The organism is uncultured Thermanaerothrix sp. (assembly GCF_938028735.1).
In the GTDB taxonomy this organism is placed as follows: domain Bacteria; phylum Chloroflexota; class Anaerolineae; order Anaerolineales; family Anaerolineaceae; genus Thermanaerothrix.
On the sequence record NZ_CALIMF010000002.1, the window covers coordinates 278,253 to 302,731 of the forward strand.

23 protein-coding genes and 1 tRNA gene are annotated in these 24,479 nt (G+C 54.1%); 8 read left to right on the forward strand and 16 right to left on the reverse strand.

Annotated features, from left to right (window positions below):
• Positions 1-116: 116 nt before the first annotated feature.
• The 6 genes from Q0721_RS01945 to Q0721_RS01970 form a co-directional block, all read right to left on the reverse strand.
• Positions 117-1,709 (reverse strand): ABC transporter ATP-binding protein, encoded by a 1,593-nt coding sequence (locus Q0721_RS01945; protein ID WP_299024739.1) that lies wholly within the window; start codon positions 1,707-1,709, stop codon positions 117-119.
• A gap of 89 nt (positions 1,710-1,798) precedes the next feature.
• Positions 1,799-2,815: a BMP family protein gene (locus tag Q0721_RS01950; protein ID WP_299024741.1), complete on the reverse strand. Its 1,017-nt coding sequence runs from the start codon at positions 2,813-2,815 to the stop codon at positions 1,799-1,801.
• Positions 2,816-2,926: 111 nt separating this feature from the next.
• On the reverse strand, positions 2,927-3,859 hold the full coding sequence (locus Q0721_RS01955; protein WP_299024743.1) for an ABC transporter permease: 933 nt from the start codon (positions 3,857-3,859) through the stop codon (positions 2,927-2,929).
• Positions 3,852-4,931 carry an ABC transporter permease gene (locus Q0721_RS01960; protein WP_299024745.1) on the reverse strand — a complete coding sequence of 360 codons (1,080 nt, stop codon included), beginning with the start codon at positions 4,929-4,931 and terminating at the stop codon, positions 3,852-3,854. The genes Q0721_RS01955 and Q0721_RS01960 overlap by 8 nt, the downstream gene beginning before the upstream one ends.
• A gap of 389 nt (positions 4,932-5,320) precedes the next feature.
• The gene (locus tag Q0721_RS01965) at positions 5,321-6,103 is read right to left on the reverse strand and encodes a SpoIIE family protein phosphatase (protein ID WP_299024747.1); all 783 of its coding nucleotides are present in this window, start codon (positions 6,101-6,103) and stop codon (positions 5,321-5,323) included.
• A 41-nt stretch (positions 6,104-6,144) separates the two neighbouring features.
• On the reverse strand, positions 6,145-6,813 hold the full coding sequence (locus tag Q0721_RS01970) for a class I SAM-dependent methyltransferase (RefSeq protein WP_299024749.1): 669 nt from the start codon (positions 6,811-6,813) through the stop codon (positions 6,145-6,147).
• Between the two features lie 40 nt (positions 6,814-6,853).
• Here Q0721_RS01970 and Q0721_RS01975 point away from each other — a divergent pair, with 40 nt between their 5' ends.
• Positions 6,854-7,579 carry a histidine phosphatase family protein gene (locus Q0721_RS01975; RefSeq protein ID WP_299024751.1) on the forward strand — a complete coding sequence of 242 codons (726 nt, stop codon included), beginning with the start codon at positions 6,854-6,856 and terminating at the stop codon, positions 7,577-7,579.
• 27 nt (positions 7,580-7,606) lie between these two features.
• On the opposite strand, the gene Q0721_RS01980 is transcribed toward Q0721_RS01975, so the two are convergent.
• The 9 genes from Q0721_RS01980 to Q0721_RS02020 form a co-directional block, all read right to left on the reverse strand.
• Positions 7,607-8,857, reverse strand: a complete 1,251-nt coding sequence (locus Q0721_RS01980; protein ID WP_299024754.1) for an MFS transporter — start codon at positions 8,855-8,857, stop codon at positions 7,607-7,609.
• Between the two features lie 15 nt (positions 8,858-8,872).
• Entirely contained in the window at positions 8,873-11,137 is a 2,265-nt protein-coding gene (locus tag Q0721_RS01985; RefSeq protein ID WP_299024756.1) for a hypothetical protein, read from the reverse strand.
• Positions 11,134-11,721 (reverse strand): 4Fe-4S single cluster domain-containing protein, encoded by a 588-nt coding sequence (locus Q0721_RS01990; RefSeq protein WP_299024758.1) that lies wholly within the window; start codon positions 11,719-11,721, stop codon positions 11,134-11,136. Before Q0721_RS01990 ends, Q0721_RS01985 begins: the two co-directional genes overlap by 4 nt.
• On the reverse strand, positions 11,718-11,942 hold the full coding sequence (locus tag Q0721_RS01995; RefSeq protein WP_299024760.1) for a DUF2997 domain-containing protein: 225 nt from the start codon (positions 11,940-11,942) through the stop codon (positions 11,718-11,720). The genes Q0721_RS01990 and Q0721_RS01995 overlap by 4 nt, the downstream gene beginning before the upstream one ends.
• 9 nt (positions 11,943-11,951) lie before the next feature.
• Positions 11,952-12,329 carry a DUF1257 domain-containing protein gene (locus tag Q0721_RS02000; protein ID WP_299024762.1) on the reverse strand — a complete coding sequence of 126 codons (378 nt, stop codon included), beginning with the start codon at positions 12,327-12,329 and terminating at the stop codon, positions 11,952-11,954.
• Between the two features lie 21 nt (positions 12,330-12,350).
• Positions 12,351-13,934, reverse strand: a complete 1,584-nt coding sequence (locus Q0721_RS02005; protein ID WP_299024764.1) for an Hsp70 family protein — start codon at positions 13,932-13,934, stop codon at positions 12,351-12,353.
• Between the two features lie 239 nt (positions 13,935-14,173).
• Positions 14,174-14,560, reverse strand: a complete 387-nt coding sequence (locus Q0721_RS02010; protein WP_299024765.1) for a rhodanese-like domain-containing protein — start codon at positions 14,558-14,560, stop codon at positions 14,174-14,176.
• Positions 14,561-14,581: 21 nt separating this feature from the next.
• Complete coding sequence (locus tag Q0721_RS02015; protein ID WP_299024768.1) at positions 14,582-15,091, reverse strand: aminoacyl-tRNA deacylase; 510 nt, start codon at positions 15,089-15,091, stop codon at positions 14,582-14,584.
• A gap of 18 nt (positions 15,092-15,109) precedes the next feature.
• Positions 15,110-16,294: a helix-hairpin-helix domain-containing protein gene (locus Q0721_RS02020; RefSeq protein ID WP_299024770.1), complete on the reverse strand. Its 1,185-nt coding sequence runs from the start codon at positions 16,292-16,294 to the stop codon at positions 15,110-15,112.
• Between the two features lie 122 nt (positions 16,295-16,416).
• On the opposite strand from Q0721_RS02020, the gene Q0721_RS02025 reads away from it, so the two are divergent.
• From Q0721_RS02025 to Q0721_RS02055, 7 genes are all read left to right on the forward strand, one after another.
• Positions 16,417-17,634, forward strand: coding sequence for a radical SAM protein (locus Q0721_RS02025; protein ID WP_299024772.1), 1,218 nt, complete (start codon positions 16,417-16,419; stop codon positions 17,632-17,634).
• A gap of 14 nt (positions 17,635-17,648) precedes the next feature.
• Entirely contained in the window at positions 17,649-18,383 is a 735-nt protein-coding gene (locus Q0721_RS02030) for a Mut7-C RNAse domain-containing protein (RefSeq protein ID WP_299024774.1), read from the forward strand.
• Positions 18,380-19,408 (forward strand): AIR synthase family protein, encoded by a 1,029-nt coding sequence (locus Q0721_RS02035; RefSeq protein ID WP_299024777.1) that lies wholly within the window; start codon positions 18,380-18,382, stop codon positions 19,406-19,408. The genes Q0721_RS02030 and Q0721_RS02035 overlap by 4 nt, the downstream gene beginning before the upstream one ends.
• Positions 19,409-19,471: 63 nt before the next feature.
• Positions 19,472-19,543, forward strand: a tRNA-Arg gene (locus Q0721_RS02040).
• A 131-nt stretch (positions 19,544-19,674) separates the two neighbouring features.
• Complete coding sequence (locus tag Q0721_RS02045) at positions 19,675-20,379, forward strand: zinc metallopeptidase (protein ID WP_299024779.1); 705 nt, start codon at positions 19,675-19,677, stop codon at positions 20,377-20,379.
• Between the two features lie 74 nt (positions 20,380-20,453).
• On the forward strand, positions 20,454-22,766 hold the full coding sequence (locus tag Q0721_RS02050) for a hypothetical protein (protein ID WP_299024781.1): 2,313 nt from the start codon (positions 20,454-20,456) through the stop codon (positions 22,764-22,766).
• 58 nt (positions 22,767-22,824) lie between these two features.
• Positions 22,825-23,445: a redox-sensing transcriptional repressor Rex gene (locus Q0721_RS02055; RefSeq protein WP_299024783.1), complete on the forward strand. Its 621-nt coding sequence runs from the start codon at positions 22,825-22,827 to the stop codon at positions 23,443-23,445.
• A gap of 18 nt (positions 23,446-23,463) precedes the next feature.
• On the opposite strand, the gene Q0721_RS02060 is transcribed toward Q0721_RS02055, so the two are convergent.
• Positions 23,464-24,471: a rod shape-determining protein gene (locus tag Q0721_RS02060; RefSeq protein ID WP_299024784.1), complete on the reverse strand. Its 1,008-nt coding sequence runs from the start codon at positions 24,469-24,471 to the stop codon at positions 23,464-23,466.
• Positions 24,472-24,479 lie beyond the last annotated feature (8 nt).

Genomic DNA, 24,479 nt, shown 5'->3' on the forward strand with positions numbered 1-24,479 from the left:
CGGTGGACTCCTTTCGTTTGACGGCGGCACTTTTCGACGGGCTCACAGGCCCGACGCCGACAGCCGACCCGAGAGACTGCCGACCACCGATTCCTTGGAACTTGGGATTATTTTAATTATAGACGAATTTTCTCCAAATGATGCTGCCCTCCTTCTCGCACGCCGGCCATCATCAACCCCAATTGTTCAGCAGTGGCACTCGGCCCATCCACAATACCCACAATTTCACCCTCATACATAACAGCAATGCGATCAGAAAGGGCACGAATTTCATCCAGATCTTCTGAAATCAACAGAATGGCAGTACCTGCCTGTCGCTGTTCCAACAAGCGCTGATGGATATATTCGGTGGCGCCGATATCCACCCCGCGTGTCGGCTGCGAGGCAATCAATACCTTAGGGCGTCGCGAAAGCTCACGTGCCAAAATGAGTTTCTGAATGTTTCCACCCGAGAGATTCTTTACCGGGGTATCCACTGAGGGCGTCTTGACATTATATTCATTCACCAAGCGTTTAGAGACCTCACGAATCGCGTTGAAATTCAGGAAGATTTGTCGCGAAAATGGCGGCTTGTGGTGATCTTCGAGGATCAAATTATCCGCCACGCTGAATTCCTTGATCGTACCATCGCGCAGGCGTTCTTCCGGAATGTAGGACTGCCCCAGAGCAATCCGCGCACCAGGTGGTTCATGTGTCACATCTTTTCCACAGAGTAGAATGCGTCCTGATTTGACCGGGCGCAAACCGGCCAACGCCTCCGCTAATTCGCGCTGCCCATTGCCGGAAACCCCCGCCAGCCCCAGAATTTCGCCGGCATGGACTTCCAAGGAGACGTTGCGTACCGCATCTTGCCCGCGGTCACCGCCCACCACGAGATTCTCGATTGCTAATTGCACCTCACCCAACTGGGCAGGTGATCGTTCATACTGTAAAATCACCGGACGACCCACCATCATCTGAGCCAATTCAACCTTATTGGTTTCCTTAGTGGGTCGCGATCCTACAACGCGTCCGTCTCGCAACACTGTCACACGGTCACTGATGGCTAGCACCTCGTGCAGTTTATGGGAGATGAAGATTAACGCATGTCCATCGCGTGCCATCTGACGCAATGTACGGAAGAGATCTTCTACTTCCTGCGGGGTGAGGACAGCCGTCGGTTCGTCCAGGATCAACAAGGCAGCACCTCGATATAACGCTTTGAGAATCTCCACGCGTTGCTGTTCACCCACCGCCAGTTGCCACACATAAGCCTTGGGATCCACCTTCAAGCCGTACTGCTCACTGAGTTCACGCACGCGCTTTTCGACGCGGTCCAAATCAAGCAGTACCCCACGTGAAGATTTCAGTCCCAAAGCCACATTTTCAACCACCGTCAACGAGGGAACCAGCATAAAATGCTGGTGGATCATGCCGATCCCGGCACGAATGGCATCCTGAGGTGAATTGAAATGCTGCTCAACGCCGTTGATGAGGATCTTGCCTGCATCGGGGCGATAGAGCCCGTAGAGTTGGCGCATCAGGGTTGTTTTTCCCGCCCCATTTTCACCTAACAAAGCGTGAATCTCCCCTGCGCGCACATCAAAATCCACGTGATCATTGGCCAAAACGCCCGGAAAGCGTTTGACAATTCCTATCATGCGCATCTCCTCGATGCGCATCTGCCCCGTTGGCAAACGACCATCAAGACCCAATACCTGTGTGCTCATCGTCACCTTGCAAATTTTAAGATCACTCTCTTTGGAGGCGGGTGCAGCCAATTGGGGCTGCACCCGCGCAGCACACTCCCTGCAGTTCGCTAGGGTAGAGGTTTAATGGTACCGTCAATGATGCCCTTAATGACCTCGTCGGCCTTCGCCTTAATCTCGGGCGGAACGGGGACACGATCATTGTACTTGATGGTCAACCCACCATTTTCAAGCGTCAATGTGTACGCCACCCCACCTAGCGTGCCGGCCTTGCGCTTGGCAATCATGTCCTTGATAATGCCGGTGTAATCATACACTTGATTGGCCACCACAATGTCGGGGGCAAGGCTGGTCTGATCCCACTGTTGGCCAAACCACTTGGCGCCTTTCTCTTTGGCAACACCGATAGCGCCCACCACCGATTGGGATGACCCTGTCAGCATGTCCGCGCCAGCGGCAATGTGTGTCTCGGCAGCAGCTGCCATCAACGAAACATCCGAGAAAGAGCCGGTGTAAGTTACCTGAACTTTCACACCCGGACGGGCTTGTTCGGCCCCATATTTGAAACCATCCACGTAGGTCTTGGCGTCGCCGGCTTCCACCGGACCACACACCCCTAGCACACCCGTCTTTGACATGAGAGCGGCAATGGTGCCCAAAACATAGCCACCCTGCTCTGCGGCGGGGTTATAAGCAAAGACATTCTTGATGCCCTGATCCGCAAACGTGTCTGTCGTAGTACCCCAAGCGAAGGTTGTATTGGGGAATTCAGGGGCAATCTGCGCCAGCGAGGTCCCGTACTGTGAACCATGCGCAATCACAATATCATAGCCCTGAGAAGCGTAATCGCGGATTGCAGCGGCTGCATCCGGAACCTTGAACATGTTCTCAGAATAAGCAATCTCCAATTTGGAGGGCCCACCCATTTCCTGTTGCACTTTCACCCACGCCTCGTACATGCCCTGACTGAACGCCATATCCGTGATAGAAGAGGGCATGACGATAGCCACGCGGAGTGGTTTTTCAGGCGCCTGCGTTGGTGCGGGAGTCGCCGCCGGCGCACAGGCACTGAGCAACAGAGCAACCAGCACAACCAGCATGAGCAAGCGAGAGAGCACAGACTTCATAGTTTCACCTCCTGAGTGGTTCGGGGAAGGGTTAAGAAAAGCACCATTTTAGTTTTGGCTTTGCGACTTGACTACTTCTCCTCCAAAGGGTTGAAGAACCACCTCCTTTCACTAGAACTCGCCACGCTCAAAGGGCTTGCCCAATGCATCCGGCATCGCCGCACGGCGCACCGAGATTGCCAACGCCAGAATGGTCATGGCATAGGGTAACATGACGGCAAAATCATAGGGGAAGTTAACACCCAGCACCTGTAACCATAATTGTAGCGCATTGACAAAACTAAACAAGAGGGCGCCTCCCATGATTCCCCAAGGGCGCCAACTTCCGAAATACACCAACGCAATGGCAATGAAACCCATGCCGCTGGTCATGTTTTCCTGAAAGAGATTGATCAGCGAGATCGAAAGAGAGGCACCGGCAATGCCCGCTAGCATTCCTCCCAGACTGACGGTGATGTAGCGAATCCGATCCACATTGATCCCCAATGTATCCGCAGCCTGGGGATTTTGTCCCACCGCCCGAATCATGAGCCCAAACGGAGTTTTATACAGGATAAAACTGGCCAACGGTACCAGGAGAAATGCTCCGTAAACCAAGAGGTTATGGTTGAATAAAACATCTCCAAGATAAGGGATGTTACCTAGAAGCGGAATGCGTACTGGCTGAAAACCGCTGATGGACTCCACCCCGGTCATGGTCTTCTTGAAAAGGAGGCTGGATAATCCTAACCCAAACATGTACAGGCCAATCCCGCTAATCCCCTGTTCGGCTTTGAGAGTCACGCTGACTACAGCCATGAGCAAGCCCATTAGCAGACCCACTCCCATCGCCGCCAATAACCCCCACCACAGATTTCCGGTTTTCATCCCCACGTAGAACCCGCTAAACGCCCCCATCAGCATAATTCCATCCACCCCCAAGTTGTAAACCCCCGAATTCTGGACAAATGCCTCACCAATCGACGCATAGAGATATGGCGTAGCCAGACGCAGCCCAGAGTAAATAATGCCTAGAATAACAGGGATCGTGAAGAGATCATTCATAAGTTTCTCTCCTACGGGCCCGGCGCACCGCCCAGATTCGACTGCTCACAACAAAGAGAACAATCAACCCCATAAGGGTATCCACAAAGGCCGAGGGCACCTGAACAGCACGTTGCATCTTATCAGCACCCACAAGCAGTCCACCAAACAACACCGAGGCAGGCACTGTGCCCAAAGGATGTAGATTGCCAAAGAGCGCAGCCACAATGCCGGAGAAACCATACCCCCCCGAGAGGCCCTCAAGCATACGCCGCTGTACCCCCATCACCTCCACGGCACCCGCAAGACCGGCGAACGCCCCGCCCAGGGTAATGGCCAATGCCTGGTAGATGGGCACTGGAATTCCTGCGTAACGTGCTGCCCGCGGATTAAGACCAACCGCTCGAATGCGATAACCAATGGTGGTGCGCCAAAGGAAAATATAGACCAGAATAGCCATTACCACCGCCAGGATACTCCCCGCATGCAACAAGGTCTGCGGGACCAACCGGGGCAACCAGACTTGGCGAGGAAGCAAGGCCGACTGGGCAATGCGCGTCCCTGCTTCGATCTCAGCCGGATCAATCATGGGCCCGCGCAACAGATAGTTAGAGAGTTGCAGGGCAATAGCATTCATCATGATGGTGCTAAGAATCTCATTCACTCCCAAGCGGGCTTTCAATACCCCTGGCACCGCCCCCCAGAGAGCTCCGCTCAACGTGCCCACCAGCAGACAGAGCGGCAGCAGAACAACCCCCGGCCACTGACTGAATGAGAGAGCCAGCGCCGTTGCCGAAAGCGCGCCAACGATGATCTGACCTTCACCGCCGATATTGATCACTCCACCCCGGAAGGCAATGGTAATACCTAGCCCCACCAGGAGCAACGGCGTGGCCTTTACCAGCGTCTGGGTAACGCTAAAAGTGCTTCCCACCGCCCCCTGCACCAGCGCCGAAAAAGCCACCCCCGGATTGGCCCGCAACAATAAGAGGATGAGCGCCCCAATGATCAGCGCCACCGGTACCGCCATAATCGGCAGAATGGCCTCAAAGACCTGATTGAGAATGCGTTTGATCTCAGACCGTTGGGGCATTAACCGTCTTCCTTTCAATTTATGATTTTCAAACGTGCACTAGGGGGAAAACACTAGAACGGCGCCGCTGGCGAAGTTTTTCCTTGGCTAAAATCACCTGCTAGTGACAAATTATAGCGAGATATCAGACAATTTACAAGTGACAAACATCGCAAGTTTCGTTACTTCTCTCTTCAATTGTCATACAACTTGACTAAACAAAGGAGGTTACTAAAGCAAAAAGCGGTGCATCAGCGGCAAATCCATCACCGACTTCGCATGGATTTTGCTTTCTTATGTAGATCACACAGCCTTGACTCGCCGTGGCGATCTTCTCGGAATAATCATCCAGGTAGATCGGGCTATGGACAGACAACACATAGCCAGTGATGAAATTTTAACTCACACATTCAATCCGCTTCAAAATCCCCCGTGCCTTCATCGCCTGAAAAAGGCGATCCCTCTACCGAGGACGAGAAACTAGATGGAAAGGGCAATGGCAAACGCACCACGAGACGCCGTACTTGGTCGCTCTCACGCGCTAGAACGCGTAGAACCACAACGCTCATGTCGTCATTTGGGCGCCCATGATCGAGTCGGATAGCTTGAGAGAGCAATGTGTCGGCCAGGGACTGCGCCTCAGGATCTTGCTCCTCCAACATGGCTTCTAAAACGGTGCAAATATCCAGAGTGCGCCCATACTGGCTACCAGCCTTACTCAGGCCATCGGTATGCATGACCACTGTGGTGCTGACTTCCAAAGGAAGCTCAGTAATGGCCGGGCGAATATTCCGCGCCACGCCAATGGGTTGATCCACCCCACTAATATATTCCACGCGATCATGATGTGCTACATAGATAGGAGTGGGATTGTTGTGCGTGATAACCAACGTATGCGTCTGTAAATCGGCACTAAGGATACTGAGATATACCGAAGCCTGACCGTTGCGCTCCGTATAGAGAAAGTCAGAAGCCGCTCGTGCCGCCGCCCCATCCCGAACCCCTTCGGCCAGCAAGCTAATCACTTTATGCACCACCAGGCTCGAAATCACTTTGGCCTGGCGACCGGAGGCTTGCCCATCGCAAAGAACCACCGATAGCCCCCCATTAGGGCGCTCAACGACCTCCAGGGTGTCTCCACTCTCTTGCGACCCGTACTTGGTTGTTTTGGCCACCGCAATTTGTATTTCCATTGTCACCTGCTCTACTGATCCTAAGGATTCTGACACCGGCCTCACATTTCCTGGGAAGTGTGACCATGGGCCTTTTGAGCCGCCAGGATCCATATTCGATCTTCATTATAATCGCTAATTTTCCAGGTGACATTCAAATAATTACGCGCCCACAGATATTCTGTGATCTGGCGCTGAAAATCAGACACCCTAGAGTCCTGTGCAGTGATACGAAACAACCAACGCAGAAAACGCAAAAACAACCCTTTGCCACCCGGTGCGGCTCCCAAAAGAAGGACGAGATGCCCACCGGGGCGCAAAACCCGCCAAATGCTCTCCAATGTATTTTCGGCCCAGATGTAATCCCCGGGGAATGTCGCTACTACAGTATCAAAACTTTCCCAACGGAAAGGAAGCGCTTCCGCCCGAGCCCGTACTAGCCTCCCAACCACCCCAGAACGCCTTAAGCGACGCTGGGCCAAGCGCACCATGTTGCGGCTCTCATCTACCCCAAAGGCCCGAAAACCACATTCATACAACCAGATCTGCAAGTGACCGGGGCCAAACCCAATTTCCAGGACACACGGCCCCTCGAGCAACGCAATGACTGATCGCACCCATTTCTGCCAGCGCCCCGCCGAAACCACCCAGGAAACCCAATCATAAGCCCAGGCAAAGGGATGATAAAGTAGCCAGAAAACACGCTCCATCAGGTATACTTTACGTGCCACAGGATACCCATCCTTACCCCAGGTTGGAGCCACGAGCCATATGGAATTGTACTTCATCCGTCACGCCCAATCTGCTAACAACGCTTTATGGGAAAACACAGGTAGTAGCGATGGACGTCATCCTGACCCTGACCTAACCGAGAAAGGGGTGCGCCAAGCTCTCTATCTGGCTTCGTTTCTTAAGACCCCTCGAAGCACATCTGAGAAGGCCAATCACACCGCAGACCGGCATAACCGGTATGGGTTTGGACTGACCCACCTCTATTGCAGCCTGATGAAGCGCGCGGTGAGAACCGCCGCTATTGTGGCTCAAGCCCTGAACATGCCACTCTATGGTCACGCTGACTTACACGAAAATGGTGGTGTGTACCTCGATGACCCCGAGCGTGGGGAACCCATGGGCCAAGGCGGCCTTTCACGCACCGAATTGTTGACCCTCTACCCGGATTTAATCCTGCCCCCTTCTGTCACAGAAACCGGGTGGTGGAATCGCCCTTTTGAAACCGAGGAAGAACGGATTGCCAGAGCACGGCGCGTTTGGGCATGGTTGCTTGAGCGGCACGCTCACACAGAAGATCGCGTTGCTTTCTTCAGTCACGCTGGCTTTTATCATACCTTCCTTACTACCTTGCTGGGTGCAACCACTCCAGACGGTGCCTGGTTTACGTTGAGCAATTGTGCTATCACTCGTTTAGATATCTCCTCAGATGGAGTCTGGATCGTTTATGCCAATCGGGTTGATTTTCTCCCAGATGCCTTGTTGTGACTCCGCGCGATCGGCTTCGCCAACCGTTCATCCAACTCCGGCGCGGTCCATCGTAGCAAACAAGGCAAACCCCACCAGTTGCACTGCCCCGCCGATCCACAATGCTGCTTGTAACCCCAGCCAATCGGCCAACGAGGTTCCCAGCACTGGCGCCACCATTGAGGAAACGTACTGAAGTTCCTGAGCCAGCGCCACAAATGAAGCGCTATATTCAATGGGAACCCGTTTCATTAATTCATCAAAGAAAACCAAGTTTAAGCCCGCCTGGAAAATGCCAGCGATCCCAGCAAAAAGGGTGATGAGTTCCACTCGGGTAGTCAACGCTACCAGCACCGGGTAAACTCCTACCCCAAAGGTTGTCCAGAGCAGGATCCATCGCGTTCCCCGTCGCCGCGATTGTGCCGACCAGAAGAAATATCCAACCATCAGGATAGCCGTCTGGGCGGTATTGATGGTGGCAATCCATCCATCTGACGCATGGACAACCCGCACAAAATAGAGCGGGAATATTGGGGTTACCAGCGCAGAGCCGGTCAAAAAGATAAATCGCCGAGCGACAAACGAGAGAAACGCCCGCTCATTGCGCAAAATGTGAAGATAGGCAGCCAGCCGTTCCTTGAGCCCTCGAGCCTCCGGTTCATCCGGGACCGGCATATCTGGTAATACAATTTGGCTGGAAAAGTAGTAACTGAGAATACCCGCCAAACCCAAAACTGTAAACACCACCTGGTAATTCAGGGGGAACGCAATGCGGTCTAGCAGTTGTCCGATGAGAAAAACAGCCACCGAGGTTGTCACTCCAAGAATGGACCAGCGCCGGGTCATCAGATCAAAACGATGATGCGGACCAGCCACGGCATTCATCACCACCGAAAAAGTGATCGAGAGCATGGTTTGGGGGATTGTCGCCAGCGCCCATAAGAGCAGGATTCCAACCACGCGGAAACCGGAAGGCATCAGCAGACTCAGGACCCCGATCAGGCCGTAGCCCAGAATGTACCCCATACGCGAAAGACTAAACCAGCGCACAATGTTGCGCTGACGTTGCAGAAACTGCCCCATGGGCAAGGCCAGAATAAGGCCAGTCAGAGCGGGCAGTGAAGAGAGCAACCCCACCTGGAAACTCGAGGCCCCCAGGCGGGTTAGAAAAACGGGCAAAAAAGGTGCTGCCGCATTGGCTAAGCCTACCGCAATGGCATCCAGTTCCACATTACGGAAGTTGCGTTGCTGGATCGGATTGAGATCTGGCAACCCCGCCAGAAAACGCCTGATCTTCACAAAGCATCCCTCAGGTTAGAGTTGGATATCAAACTCCCCCACCTCGAGCACCACTGGCTCGACAATTTCCACATCAAAACGGGCCAGCCAGCGATAAAGTTCCAAGAGATAACGTAACCAGACCTTCAAGCCTGGAGACTCTGTCGTGGATTTGGTCCACTTTTGCTCCAGAAAAGGAATTTGCAGGGCCGCCGGAAAACGCGGTACCGAACGCGCTAGCAGGAGCATTTCTAAATCCCACACATTAATTTCACCGGAGGCATGTGCGCTGAAAAGGCGATGCCCCTGCGGATGAATCCATAACCCCACGCCGGGAGAAGCCGGCTCTGTCAGACGAGACACAATCTTACCGCTGAAGATGTTCCAAGCTGCAATGGCACCCTCAAGGTCTGTGCTGAACAGCAATTGCTCTTCAGGATGAAAACACAGGTGACTCAGGCGCGTGCCCTCGCAAGCCACTTCCCATAAGCGTCGCCCGTTGACAATGTTCCAGGCACGCAACCACCCATCTCGGCTATACGACGCTCCTAGTTGACCTGAGCTAACCGCCAGCGCCAGCAGGGTTTCACCCTGGTCGGGCAGTTCAGTGATCAAAGCCCCATCCGCCCAGCGCCACACCCGAATCACCCCCGCTGAACCCGCACTTATCAATCGTTCCCCATCGTCGCTGACCCCCAATCCAAACAGTTCTTCTCCATCCGGCGCAATCATCAAGCGCAATTGGGGACCAAAGGGGAAGCGCCACACCCGAATGGTCCCATCAAACCCAGCACTGAATAAAACGCGCCCGGCCGGATGCATCACAAGGGCTCGAATCAACCCAGCATGTCCGGTCAGAGTTTTTACCAGAGCGCCATCGCTGAGGCGAAAAATCCGAATCGCATGATCATTAAATCCTCCCACGAGATAATCCCCCTCGGGGCTAAAGGTTAGTACACGAGGCTGGCCCAACGAGCCCCCCATGCGCCGCGCTGGCCATGAGGAGGTCTCTAGCTCCCAGACCCAAAGGGTGGCATCAGCCGTCCCGCCTGCCATCCAGGTGCCTTCCCGATTGACAGCAAAGCTCATCAACTCGGAGGCCACCGGCGGGCGATAAACCGCCACCCGCTGCATTTGCGGAGGATTCAAACGACAGGCTTCGGCCAACTCCACCAGGAGACTAAATGCACCCTGCTCTTCAGAGACGGCAGGTTGCCAGGATCTTTCTTTCAATACGTGTAAGATGTGAACGCCCCAGTAAGGTGGGGCCACCTGGGCTATCCTCCACAGATCGGACCAGCGTTCTGCCCGTGCCAGATGAGCCACCAGACCTTGCCAATCGGCATCACTCAGGTCGCGGATTCCGCGCACGGTCTGACCGCGCTGAACCACGCTCAACCAACCCACCCGTCCGGTGTAACGACTGAGATTGAGCAAACGCCGTCGCACCAAAGGAGTAGCCCGCTCATAGGCCATTGCCAGCAAACGCTGGTCAAGGTCTAGGCCCTCGTAACGTTCCCATTGCTGAGTGAGGAAGAAAAACAGGGCCCGCTGGGCGGCATCGCGAGGGAGATATCCTCGCTGGCGCAGAATTTGCAGCACCTGCTCATCTTCATATTTCAAGTAGAGAGTGCATAGCGCCTCCTGAGCAATTTCATTCCCCTGCTGTGCCAGTTGATCCAGGAAATGCAAAATTAATTGCCGCTCGCGAAGGTGCGTAAACCGGGCATAGCGCTCGACCAGCATTTCCAGCCTTTCTGCTGTGGGGGCTTCCAAGACTCGTACAATCTCAATCCATTCTTCCCACCCTTGCCGCCGCGCGGCTTCCAGCAAACGGGTACGTAGCGCTAAGTCCTGGGCTTCGAGGTAGGCTTCCGTTACGTGCACACCGGTAGAATCATGTTGATGGTAGGCCTCCACATCTTCATACAGAAAACTAAACAAGGCTTGCAAGCGGGGTTGTGAACATCGCAGACCGTACGCTTGAATCAGAGCCACTGCGTCTAAATTGGCCTCATCTACTGCCAGACTGAAAAGAATCGTTCGGCTGGACTCATATTCCTGCCGCATCGCCCGCGCAACCAACGCTTTTAGTGCTAGGGCTCGCATTTCCTCATCCGGGCAGATGCGCACTGCCAGCCCCAGCACTTCATCGGCTTCAGGCTCATCCTCGGCCTCTAGGAACGCAATGGTACCCCGTAAAAGCAGGCGCTCAACCCACTCCGATGGTAGATTGATCCAGGTGGAAGGGTCACGCAAAAGGCCTCGTAAACGGTCCAACCGTTCCTGCGCAGATGTCATCGTTGCAAGCCCACTCTGTGAACAGGATCAACCCCTGTGACTCGCACCTGACCCTCAGGCGTGATGATCACCTCGGCTTCAGGCACTTGCATAAGATCGGCCAGCGTGTAACGTGAGGTCAAGAAATGCAAGGTTTTGTTGGCCGATCCCACGAGCCCGCGCGCCAGACGTTGCCGAGCCTGATAGCGCCCAGCAATGACCACATCCACGTAGCCCAGCACTGCGCTTCCCCAGGGCAACGCCCCGATTTCTTCCCAAGCATATCCGGTCAACATTATCACTGACCACGAGGTTTGACGCCGTACTCTAGCCAGAAAGGACACCAGCGCCTCCCCTTGCTGCAAGGGCTCACCGCCACTTAGGGTCAGCCCCTCGCTCAAGGTTGAGTAGCGCTTCACCTTCCGAAAAAGCCTCTCCGCAGTCCACAACCTCCCACCCTCAAAGGGATGGGTTTGCGGATTGAAGCACCCCGGGCATCCTAGGCTGCATCCCTGGAACCAAATGACCGTGCGCATGCCAGGCCCGTTGGCGCGGCTCAGCGGCTCAATGTGGTGAACACGAAGCAAGTCCTCTCGAACATTCATAAACCCGGTTTACCGATTTCCAGGTGATTAGCATCCTCAACCCCTGTTGAAGGTGATTCCAGCGCCTCAGCCGTCATCTCGCGCTGAAGAATTTGACCACCCAATGCCTGCTCCAACGCCTTCGTTAAGGCTAGGCACGCTGCGCCCTTGATCCCACGCACGGCAACAACAACCTGTCCTTGACGATCTATGGTGACCTCTATTTCTTCAACTCTCATCATCCACCTGCCTTATCCAATCCGACGTAACAATAGGCGAATTTGCCCGGCTTCATTGGTTTCCTCCACCAACGTGAAGCCCTGGGCTTCGAGTTGATCACGCGCTGCATGATAGGCATAGCGCTGGGCCAGTTGATGCTTGAACTCGCGCGGACGAACGCCCATTACAGCAAACCAGTCCGCCACGATTTCATAAACTCCTTTGACCTTGCGAAAGCCGATCGGATAACTGAGGCGCGGCTGAATGCGAATCTCAACCGCCATGCACTTCCCCCGCATGCTGCGGATCTCCAAATCTCCCTCTTCTGGCTCGTAGCCTAGATCCCGCAAAGCTGCGAGCAGGTAGCGCTTTTCCACAAATCGGGTCTTGAGCCGTGAAATGTGGGACATCCATTTACCCTCAATTCTCCATTACGAAAGACGCACCACCGGCACAGACCGCAAAACCCAGTGCTGATGATACAGATCACGCGCATTAATCATCAGACGTTTATTGGCATCCACGTAGAACTCCACCTCGAAACGAGGTTCCCCTTGTGCCGCCGGTGGTTCGGCCACAAGAAAGGTGGGATTAGCCTCGTTCATCCAAAAGCGCATGCGCGCTTCTTGCTCTTGTAGACTTAATGGTAACAACCGTACGGACCCCATTGTATCAAACACCAACTCGACCCTTTGTTCAGTCTGGGGGTGCGAATCCCCAATCTCAAAAATAGCCAGACCCAGGCGCTTTTGACCATCATAAGCTGCCTTGATCGTCAGTTTCGCCACCGGGGCCGGTGTTGGGTATGGGGTGCCCTTGGGAACGATGATGCGATAGTCATAACCACCCTTTTGTGGATCCACATACCGAATGGCGTAATCGTGTTGAATGTAATCAAAAACTTCCACTCCACCCACAAAAGCAGCAGTGCCTAGCGCAACGGCCTCCAAGGGGCGATGTAACATCACACGTTCCCTGCCAAATATCTGCCGCAGTAGCCGTTGGACCGCTGGAATACGACTACTCCCCCCAATCATGAGAACCGCTTGAATCTGGTCTTCATCATAGCCACGCTCATGAGCGTGGTTGAGAGCCAAACGAATGGTGCGATGTATGTCGGTGAATAAGCCGTGGGCTTCCAGTAATTGCTCAAAATCCTCACGCGAAAACTGGGCAGAAAGGGTACTCCCGTCCGAAAGCGGCAGCTCCTCTAAAGTGACCTTATCCTCAAAAGAGAGGCGCTCTTTCAAACGTTCACTGCGCACCAGCAATTGCGTACTTTGTTCGCGTACTGCTTTTTCATCCTCAGAGCGATTGTGGAGGCGCAGCACTTCTTGATAAATCCACTGGTCAATGCGCGCACCTCCTAAATCCCGGCCTGCCTTCCCTAGTACTCGGCAATGACGCCCGTGGGCATCAGCTTCTTTCTCCAGCCGGATCAATGAAACATCTAGACTGCCTCCGCCAAAATCAAAAATCAGATACACCTGTCCGGGGTGTAAGTGCAACCCGTATCCCAGGGCTGCTGCTGAAGGTTCATCTATGATCCGGAAACGATGAATGCCCAGTGTTTCAGCCAACCCCAACAACCAGTTTTGGTAATGCTCAAAGGCCTCAACGGGCACGCTAAAGGCTACTTCTTCATCAGCATGCAAGTCCTCCAGCGCAAAAAACAGCACTGTGCGCAAAAAATCGCGCCCTGCATCCGCCGGGCTGATCTCTCGCTGTCCAACCCGCAACCGCAGGGGAGACCGATGACTGATATAACGCTTCATCCAGCGCAAGGTGCGGGGAGAGTCATACAGGCCGTGTTCAAAGACCTGCTGGCCTATCCAGAAGTGTTGCTCGTCCACATAATGGATGACTGATGGAACATAGGAAACAGCCTCACCCGCTCCCTCTTGCAGACGGCCGTAATCCGATAAATGCAGTACTCTCGGCTGCTGGGCTTCGGTATCCCAAATTGCCAGAACCGTATTCGAGGTGCCGAAATCAACCGCTAATCTGCCACCCATCTCGACCCTACAAACCCAATATCATCCTTCCCCACGTGACCCCGTGGGTTGATTCGATTATAACGCAATGCACCTGGACAGAGAATCAGAAGCTTCCTGCCATGTGCCTCACCAAACTAAGGCTCAACCGGATATCCGGCTGCACTCCAGGCTGCAAACCCGCCCAGAATTGGCTTTACGTTGGTGAAACCCTGCTCCAAGAGGTACTGCGCCGCACGGGCGCTTGATTCTTCGGCCGGTCAAGTACAGTAGGTGATAATGGACCGCGAGGGATCCAATTCGTGAAGCCTCTGCGGCAATTCATTCAACGCAATGTTGAGCGCGCCTGGTATATGAGCGGCTGAGTAAGCGCTAGCCGGACGCACATCCAGGAAAATCGCACTGCCCTCATCATATGCGCGCTTGGCTTCCTCAAGGGGGATGCGCTTAACCTCTGGATAGGGGATATTTGCCACCTGGGTCGAAGGCAGCGTCCGACCCGAGTTGGACGACCGGTTTTGGGCCCAAAAGCCCCATGCGCCATAGGCCATTAGCGCTAGCCCCACCAGGATAAAGATCCAAGGGACTATGCGACGCGACTGACGAACCTCTCGCTTGCTGGAAGGTCGAGTAGATGAAGTTTTCATAGGCCCAAATTATAACCAATATTATCCGATATTGTCGCTTGGTTTGGCTGCTTTGCGGGCTTGCTTCTCGTCAACTAGGTTGACCAGTTCAAATCTCCCCACCGCGGCTACCAAATCTTCGCGCCGCATTATGATGGCTACCCCCGGTTGACCGGCCCCGAGTGAGACTTCTTCAACCGCAAAGACATGGGGATCGACCAGAATACGCAGTGGAGCCGGCAATCCGAAAGGCGAAACGCTGCCCGGCATATAACCGGTCACACGAATCACCTCCTCCTCGGTTGCCAAGGTTAAGCGGCGTTGCTGCAGGTGCTGACGCAACGCAGGCCAATACACATGGAATCCGCCCGGGACAAGGACCATCACGAATTCTCCTTCGGTCGTACGAAAAAGCAGCGTGCGTACCACCTGCTCGAGGCGCTGACCACGCTCGGTAGCCGCCTGTTCCAGATCATCCGGTGGTTGTTGATGCACAAAGCGGCGGTATGGAATACCGCGCTCTATCAGATAAGCCTCAGCTGCAGTCAGCATGGTCGGCCCTCTCAGCGACTAAAAGATAAAAGTCAATTGTTGTTCAGGGTGACGCCCATCTAGCAGGAGATAAGGAGCCGCCCGATTGACGTTCACGCCTAATTGACGCAACTGCCGCAGATCGCGCAAACGGGTGAGGCGGCGAGCACGGATAATCGCCAGTGCCGACTTTGGCCCAATCCCAGGAATGCGCAATAATTCCTCACGAGAAGCGCGGTTAACTTCCAGCGGGTGATTAATATAACGCTGGGCCCAAGCCGTTTTGGGGTCCACCGCCAGATCCAGCCTTCCATCACTGCCCAAAGGAAGTTCCTCAAACGCAAAGCCATAATCGCGCAGTAGGAACGAAGCCTGGTAGAGACGCAGGGCACGCACTGGATTTTCGGGGGAATGATCCTCCAACGGGGTTTGAGCAATTGGATGAAAAGCCGAGTAATAAACTCGGCTGAGCCCGAGTTGCTTATAAAGATACGCAGTCGTCCTCAAAAGCTCTGCATCTGTTTCACCGATCCCAACCACAAATTGGGTGCTTAACGAAACCCGCCGATGGCCTGGACCAGACTGCAAATTCTGAGCAGCCTGGTAGGCTTGCCGCAGCGGCTGTAGCAAAACGCTACCCGGCGCTTTACGCGGTGCCAATTGCTGCAAGTAAGTCGCTGGCATCTCCAGGTTAATGGACACACGCGAGGCTAAAGCAACAGCGCGTTCTACCTGGGCAGCCTCAGCGCCAGGCATCAGTTTGAGATGCAGGTAACCCTGAAACCCCAATCGGTGGCGCAAAATCTCTGCCGTGGCAATCAGGCGATCCTGAGTGCGCACACCGCCCCCGGTCACCCCCGAGGAAAGGAACAGACCCTTGACCAGACCCGCCTGATAAATTTGGAGAAAAGCCCGTGCCAGTTCTTCGGGTTCAAACGTAGCCCGTCGAAAATCGCGTCCGGCGCGGAAGGGGCAATAAGCGCAGTCATATTCACATGCCGAGGTCAAGAGCACTTTGAGCACCGGGATCTTTTGTCCCCCGCGCAAGGTAACATAACTAATGTGGTCCAATAGACGTGAAGCAACCCCGAAAGTGCGCGCCGTATAACAGGCTGGCGATGCCTCACGCCAGCCACTGGACTCTTCGTCCAATTCCAAACCAGTCTCTTGAGAGAGAAGGGAGAGTTTCTCCAGCCAGTCCATGTTGCTTTTATTATAGAACATATTTTCCGTTCATACAATCGCCTATTCGAGCCAACTTGCGTGCGGCTACTTTCGCAACCTCGGTGTTTGATATACTTAAGGAAATAACGGGTTCCGTTTGCTAAATCTTGGTTTAAGCGCTCATGGTAATTCTGGGTTTCTGGAACGACACCCGATTGACTATCAGCATCAAAACCAGCGGTTTGACAGTAGGTTTTGAACATGCTGGTCGGACAGTCGTGTACGGTTACGACCGCGTCGGGCGACTCTGGACAGCCATGGAAAATGATATATCTTATCGCCGCGGTCTAAATGGTAAGGTCATTGCCAAATGGCGAGAAGAAGGGAATCTTCCTGCCCGGCGTTGGCTCTCCGCTGCTGAAGCAGAGGCCTGGATAAACCGCGCCCATCATCAAATGAAAGCCCTCCTTACTTCCATTACACAGCAAGAGGTGGCCCTGGAGCACCCCCTTCCTGCAGAAGGTCTTCACCTTCTGAATCGGGCTGCAAACTTTGATGTCCTGCACGCCGCTGCTGATGCGGCTCAATTTGCCCGCATTTATAAACCCATTGGCATTCTCCCTCCAGACCAATACATGGCCGTTGTCCTTCAAGCCACCGAGGGATGCTCGTTCAACACCTGCACGTTTTGTACCTTCTACCGAGATCGTCCATTTCGCATCAAAACACCCGAAGTGTTCCATGAACACGCGCAGGCGGTCAAAGCCTTTCTGGGCGAGGGGCTAAGCCTGCGACGTACCATTTTCTTAGGAGATGCCAATGCGCTGGTAACACCCATGCCGCGTCTGCTCCCTCTATTTCAAAGCGTTCACGCACATTTTGATGTCGAGGCACTGGGTGGCATTTATGCCTTTTTAGATGGTTTTAGTGGTGAGAAGAAGCACTCTGCCGATTACGCGGAACTGGCCGCTTTGGATCTGAAACGAGTTTATATCGGCATGGAGTCGGGAAATGCAGATCTCTTACGCTTCTTGAGAAAGCCTGGCGATCCAGAAGATGTCATCCGTACCGTAGAGTCACTCAAACAGGCAGGCGTAGCGGTGGGCATCATCATCCTGCTTGGTGCGGGGGGACACGTTTTTGCACGCCGACATGTCGAAGATACCGTGGCAGCCCTTAATAGCATGCCACTTGATCTAGAGGATTTGATCTATTTCTCTGAACTCATTGAAAGCGAAGGGATGCCTTACGTTCAGCAAGCCTTCGAGGCAGGCTTGCGGCCCCTCTCACCAGAGGAATGCCTGCAACAAGGGCAAGAAATTGAGACCAGGCTCATCTTCGATGAAGAACGGGGCACGCCCCACATTAGTCGCTATGACATCCGCGAATTTGTGTATTGAATAAACAAGAAACTATGGGATTAGTTTACGTCCGCTTTCATGGTTGCCTGAACGATTTTTTGCCGGCTGCTCAGCGTGAACGCCCAATTACATACATTGTCAAGGAAAAAACCGCCGTCAAGCACATTATCGAGGCACTGGGGGTACCCCATCCAGAGATAGGCAAGGTTGAGGTAGATGGACGGCCAGTGCCACTTACCTACCATGTTCAGAACGGGGACGATATTCATGTGTTTCCCTTCGACCTAGAGCACACAGAGGCCTCTGTCATTGATCCGCGCTTTATCTTAGATAATCATCTGGGAAAGTTGACCCATTATTTGCGTCTGCTAGGGTTTGATGCACTTTATGATCCTTTCTGGCAAGATCGCGACTTGGCCTTGATTGCCAATCGTGAAGATCGCATCCTACTTACTCGTGACCGTGGCTTGTTAAAGCGCAACCTGGTGCGACGGGGTTATTGTGTGCGTGCTCACCAGCCTCGTGAGCAAGTTTTTGAGATTATTAACCGTTTCAATCTAAGAGCCTTGGTCAAACCCTTTCAGCGGTGTCCACGTTGCAATGGCTTACTGGAACCCGTTAACAAAGCCGAGATTCTTGATCACTTAGAACCGCTAACACGGTTATACTATGATGAATTCGACCGCTGTACCCAGTGCGGGCAGATTTACTGGAAGGGTTCCCACTACGAACGCATGCTGCCCTTCATCGAAAAAATTCTCAACTACTGCAATGGAAATACCCCATGACTGCCGCTCTCCCCGTCGGAAAACTTCCTCACCACCTTCTAGCCGACCTGCTGAAACAGGCCCCCAGTCAGCATGAACGAGTGCTTTTGGGCCCCGGGATCGGGCTGGATTGCGCCATCCTGGATATGGGCGAGATTGCCCTGGTGCTCAAGACCGAACCCATTACCTTTGCCACCCAGGAAATCGGCTGGTACGCTGTGCAAATCGCCAGTAACGACATCGCCACCACCGGCGCCGTTCCACGCTGGATGCTAGTCACCCTGCTCTTGCCGGAAGGTAAGACCACCCCAGAATTCGCGGCTGAAATTGGACAACAAATTTTTCAAGCCTGCCGTCAGATGAATATTGTCCTCCTGGGCGGACACACCGAAATTACGTACGACCTTCACCGCCCAATCGTCGTCACCACATTGATAGGCGAAATTGAAAAATCGCGCGTCATCACACCCCGCGGCGTTCGCCCAGGAGATGTTCTCATCCTCACTAAAGGGATTCCCATTGAAGGCAGTGCCATCCTGGCGCGCGAATTCGCTCATCGGCTAGAAAGCGTGCTCACCCCCGAAGAGATTCAGGCCGCCCAAGGCTTCATCTACGAGCCAGGCATTAGTGTATTCCGTGATGCCCAAATTGCGGTCGCTGCCGGGCGGGTAACTGCCATGCACGATCCCACAGAAGGTGGGTTGGCAACAGCCCTCTGGGAATTGGCAGAGGCTGCCGGCGTTCGCCTGCGCGTAGAAAGTGACCTCATCCCCATTCCTCCTCTGGCCCAGAAAATCTGCGCTCACTTCGGCCTGGATCCCCTGGGTACCCTGGCTTCGGGCGCGCTCCTTCTGACCGCCCCACCTCAGGATGCCCCCCACATCTTGGCAGCATTGAGCGAGGCGCAGATTCCAGCGGCCGTAATCGGCACGGTTGAAGCCGGCGCACCTGAGGTCATTCTTCTCAGCCAGGGTCTTGAGAAAACCCTGCCGCAGTTTGCACGCGATGAGATTGCGCGTTTTTACGAGCAACAGATCCCTGCATAGAGGTTCTCGCTTACCAGCCCCAAGAAGGCTCCGAATTTGTGGTAAAATTTTACAAAACCAAGCGCGCCCGTGGTGAAGTGGATATCACGTTACCCTCCGGAGGTAAAATCCCGAGTTCGAGTCTCGGCGGGCGCACTGATTTTTTTTGTTTAAGTCGGTTTTTTACATTAACAGCATAATTTGTTAATGCGTTGCTTATACTCAGATGGTATAAATGCAAGCGATTCGGTTACAATACATAGGAACGACTGACAAGGAGGATGACCATGTATTACCCCTTCTTATTTGGTGGTTACGGCTTGTATCTTTTGTTCAGTCTGCCCGCTCTGATTCTGGGATTGTGGGCACAGATCAAAGTACAGACCGCTTTCAGTAAATATTCTCGGGTGCGCACCCTGAGTGGCTTGACCGGCGCTCAGATTGCCCGCCGCATGCTCGATATGAACGGATTACATGAAGTGCGAGTTGAGCGGGTGAGCGGCTTTCTCAGCGATCATTACGACCCGCGGGCCAAAGTATTGCGCCTGAGCCCAGAAGTCTACTCCAGCCCAAGCGTAGCCGCGGCAGGCGTAGCCGCTCATGAAGCCGGACACGCAATTCAGGATAGCCAAGCCTATGCCATGTTACAGTTACGCACGGCCATTGTACCAACCGTTCAAATCGGCTCCTGGTTAGGCCCAATTATCTTCATTCTTGGCTTCTTCTTCCAGGCTGACCCCATCGCCTGGCTAGGAGTTGGCCTATTTGGGCTGACAGCCCTCTTTGCGCTGATTACCCTCCCAGTGGAAATTGACGCCTCTAATCGAGCCAAGCAATGGCTAGCAACCTCGGGTGTGGTCTACAATCAGGAAATGGAAGGGGTGCGGAGCGTTCTGGACGCTGCTGCACTCACCTATGTGGCGGCTGCCATTCAGGCCATCACCACCGTGCTCTACTACGCTTTCCTGCTAATGGGGCGTCGTCGGGACTAAATACCCGGCTGTAATATTGTATCTAACGCGGAGTCCTACTGAACGGGCTCCGTTTTTTATATAATTCATTCAGAATGGCAGAAAAGCGGTCCGCTCTCGGGCTTCGAGTTCTAAAGGGTCTCTTTGCCCTCATCTGGTTACCCCTGGCATTGGGGGCAAGTAACCTCGCCAACGAGGCCATGCAAACGCGCCCTTTCACCTGGCGCTACGACGACTTACGCCAGCTGGATGCTGTCAATCTCACTGCTGCGCCCCAGTGCGATTTCATCGCAGCCTACGCGCGTACCTACCGCGCTGACCTTGAAATCCGTCTGGACACCCTGACCAGCCAAGGCCAGGCCGATTGCGACCTTTACCTGGCTTTTGATCTCCAAAGTGGGGGTAGCCATGCTTTACCCATACATGCTGCTAGCCCGTTTGCATGGGACTTTCTGCTTATTGCCCGCGCTCATCAAGTGCCCTTCATACAGCAACCCTCAGGAGCAATTGCTCCCCTCATTCCACACATCCTGCGTGACTCTCAGCAAGACACCTGGGTAGTCCGCCTCAACCGCTATTTACTCCCCAGTTCCCGCCGTCAGGTCACGTTCTTTGTCTGGAGCACCCTACCTGGTCAGGGGGAACCCGTAGATACGATTGGCCCGTTTGAGTTATCCACAACACCCCCAGCGCCAGCACCGCTTCTCCTGGTCTTTTGGGATACATTCCCGTCCGCCACACCCGCCCAGGCTTTGCGGCGCTGGGACGGCGCTCACACCGGCCCCTATGGGCAACGACACGGATTGCGCCACCTAATCAATGCTGCAGTCCAATACCGCATTCCCATTGTCCTGGCCGATTTGATGCATCCTCCCTCCTTGGCTGGTCTGGACGCGGTAGGGGGCTTGAAATTGGTACAGCAGGCTCACCGGCAGGGATGGCTCATTCTCCCCACTGCTGCGATGGGGGCACCCGAACTAACCCCCTGGACCCAAGACCTTTCCAAAGCCATACGGGACTATTTTGGCTTCTCGGATTCCCCTTTGCGCTTCGGAGCCTTCCCGATAGACGAACTCCGCGCTGGCCGTGCCTACTTCTCTCGCCTTTCCGAAGCGTCTCACATCCTTCAGTTGAATAGCACGCGCCTCTTGCCCCTCCCCAACGGCTTTCTCCAAGTCGGCCCCACCTCTTCCCAGATCGAATCCTCCGGAAAGCTCTCTATACCCGCTAAACGCGCCTTAGTCAGTGCCGCCCTTTCCCCTGACCCAACTGATCTGGTGGTTTTAGGGGAAAGCCTTCCTAACAGTTCCTGGGCCGACCGTGGCCTTGCTTATGCAATGATGAAATACTTGGCCAACCATCCCTGGATCCACGTGATGGACGAAGCCGATCTTTGGACACATCCTGCACGCTCTGTTGCCCCCGCTTCCTTGCAAGCCTGCAAAAATGTATGGTGCACCGGCATCAACTCGGCTTCTTTTACCCCTAACGAGGCGCGCTGGGCGTCGTCGTTTAGTGCCCTTGCGACGTCTCTTCGGAGATCCTCTGCAATCCCTCAAACCGCTGCCCTCCGCACCAGCCTTGTGCTTACGGCGGCAATGTTGAGCCATCCCACCCCAGATCCGGCTCTTCAGGCTTTGCGCACCGAGTATTTTGGCGAATTGGGTTATCTACGGCAGGCATTGGAATGGGCCTCTCACCCTACTTTTAGACACACCTGCAACATTGATCTAGATGAAGATGGGGTACCCGAATGCATCCTGAGCAGCCCCACGGCGCTGGCTATCCTGAGCCTCGAAGGTGGCCGCTTGGTGCACCTCAGCCTAATGCAACGCGACGGTCCTCTGGAAGTTGTGGCGGCCAGTGCTCAACTGGCAGTTGGGCTGAGTGATCCTTCCATGTGGAAACCAGAGATGGGGATATGGGCTGACCCTGCCGTAATCCCGGGGGGAATAGTCCACCCTCAAGACTCCAACGTGTATCAGGTTCAAAGTCTGGAAGCCAACTGCATGACGTTGAACAGCCCCCAGACCGGGCTGGAAAAGCGCTATTGCTTGCAACCCAGCGGTCTCACCATCACCGTGCAGGGGAACTCGCGCACACCACCCCTCTTGCTTCCACTGGTATTAGCCCCTCAACAGCGTTTCGCCCCCGGCTGGGCTCGGCGCTATTTGCTTAGCCCCATCTCAAAGCAGCATGTGGTATGGGCGATATTCGGCTACAGTTTCTTAGACATCCTCTCCAACCAGGAATTTGAGGTTATCCCGTTTACTGATTCAATTCCCTGGTTGGAACAACCGGAAGATCCCAATCGCGCCTATCCACCCGGACATTATGTGCTATTTCCTATAGCGTTACTCACCTTTAAAGACCCAACATCTCTTCTATTAGAAATCGCTTTACGCTGATGCACTTTTAATAAAGCCAGTATAATATTCTGTAGAATCCTTCACAACAGAGGTCAGAATGGCCGAACAAGTTGTACCCGATATCGTCATCGGTAGACTGCCACGTTATTTGCAGGCCCTGGAACGGATGCGGCTCGAAGGAATCCAAACCACTTCATCCCTGGAGTTGGGGCAACGCTTAGGGATCTCAGCCGCTCAGATCCGCAAGGACTTATCACATTTTGGGGAGTTTGGCAAACAGGGCACCGGTTACTCAGTGGATTTCTTGATCGAGCAGTTACGTGCCATCCTCCACCTCAACCGATTGTGGGATCTGGCCCTGGTAGGTGTGGGCGACCTGGGAAGTGCACTGGCCCGCTATCAGGGGTTTACCAACCGTGGCTTCCGCATTGTCCTAGCATTCGATAATGACCCCAAGAAAGTCGGCAAACGCATCGGGAATTTGGTAATTGAAGATAGCACCACCATCCCGGAGCGGATTCGCCAAACCGGGGTAAAAATTGCTATGCTAACTGTGCCTGCCTCAGAGGCTCAGAAGGTAGCCGATTGTCTGGTAGAGGCTGGAATTCGGGCTATTCTCAATTACGCACCCGTCCACCTTGTGATGCCACCCGGGATCATTGTTGAGAATATTGACCCCATTCTTAAACTACAACACATGACATATTACCTGGACTGATCCGGGTAACGTCGGTTTTCACACATAAACCAGGCTACGACGCAGGAGTTCGCGCATAGCAAGCGCCTTGGCCGCTCCCTGAGCCGTGCAGGTAGTGGGATTATCTACCAAGTAAACCGGAATGCCCAGTGCCTTTGTCAGGTAGGTATCCACCCCCCGCAGAAGGGCTCCACCCCCACACAGCGCCGCGCCACGATCAATAATATCAGCGATCAACTCGGGGGGCGTCTTCTCCAGCACCCGCCGCACCAGTGTCACAATGGCTTCCAGGGGTTCTTCCAGCGCATCCACAATATCTGCCGTGGTTAGGGTCACCGGGCGAGGCAAGCCGGTTACTTGATCTTGCCCTTGAACTTCCAGGCTTTGTTGTTCTTCCTGAGGAGTTGCCGCCCCAATCCGGATCTTGAGTTGCTCTGCTGTAGGTTGGCCAATGATCACCCCGTATTTCTTGCGCACGTAGGTGATGATTGCCTCATCCAGCGCCAGTCCACCGGTACGCGCGGTCTCGGCTACGACAATATCGTTAAGGGCCAGCACCGCAACCTGGTTAGTGCCCCCACCCAGTGAGATAATCATATTGCCAGTCGGCGTATTGACCGGCAGATCCAAACCCAGCGCAGCCGCCAGTGGCTGCTGGATCAGATATACTTCACGACTACCGGCTTCCAAGCCAGCCTCGTGCACAGCCCGGGTTTCCACACTGGTGACCCCATAGGGAATAGTAATCATCAGTCGTGGACGGAAGAAAAGCATGGGGCCGCAAATCTTTTTGATCAGGTACTGAAGCAGGACCTCGGTAACTTCATACTCGGCGATGACCCCGTGTTGCAATGGACGCACGACTTGAATGCGCTCCGGAACACGTCCGATCATCTCCTTGGCGGCTTGCCCCCATTCAACCAGTTTTTGCTCCTCCACCATAATAGCAACAACCGTGGGCTCCTGCAATAATATCTGGTTGCCCTCGGCAATAACAGTGTTGAATGTCCCCAGGTCAATGCCTAACTCACGTGTCAAGAGGGGCATAACTGTGC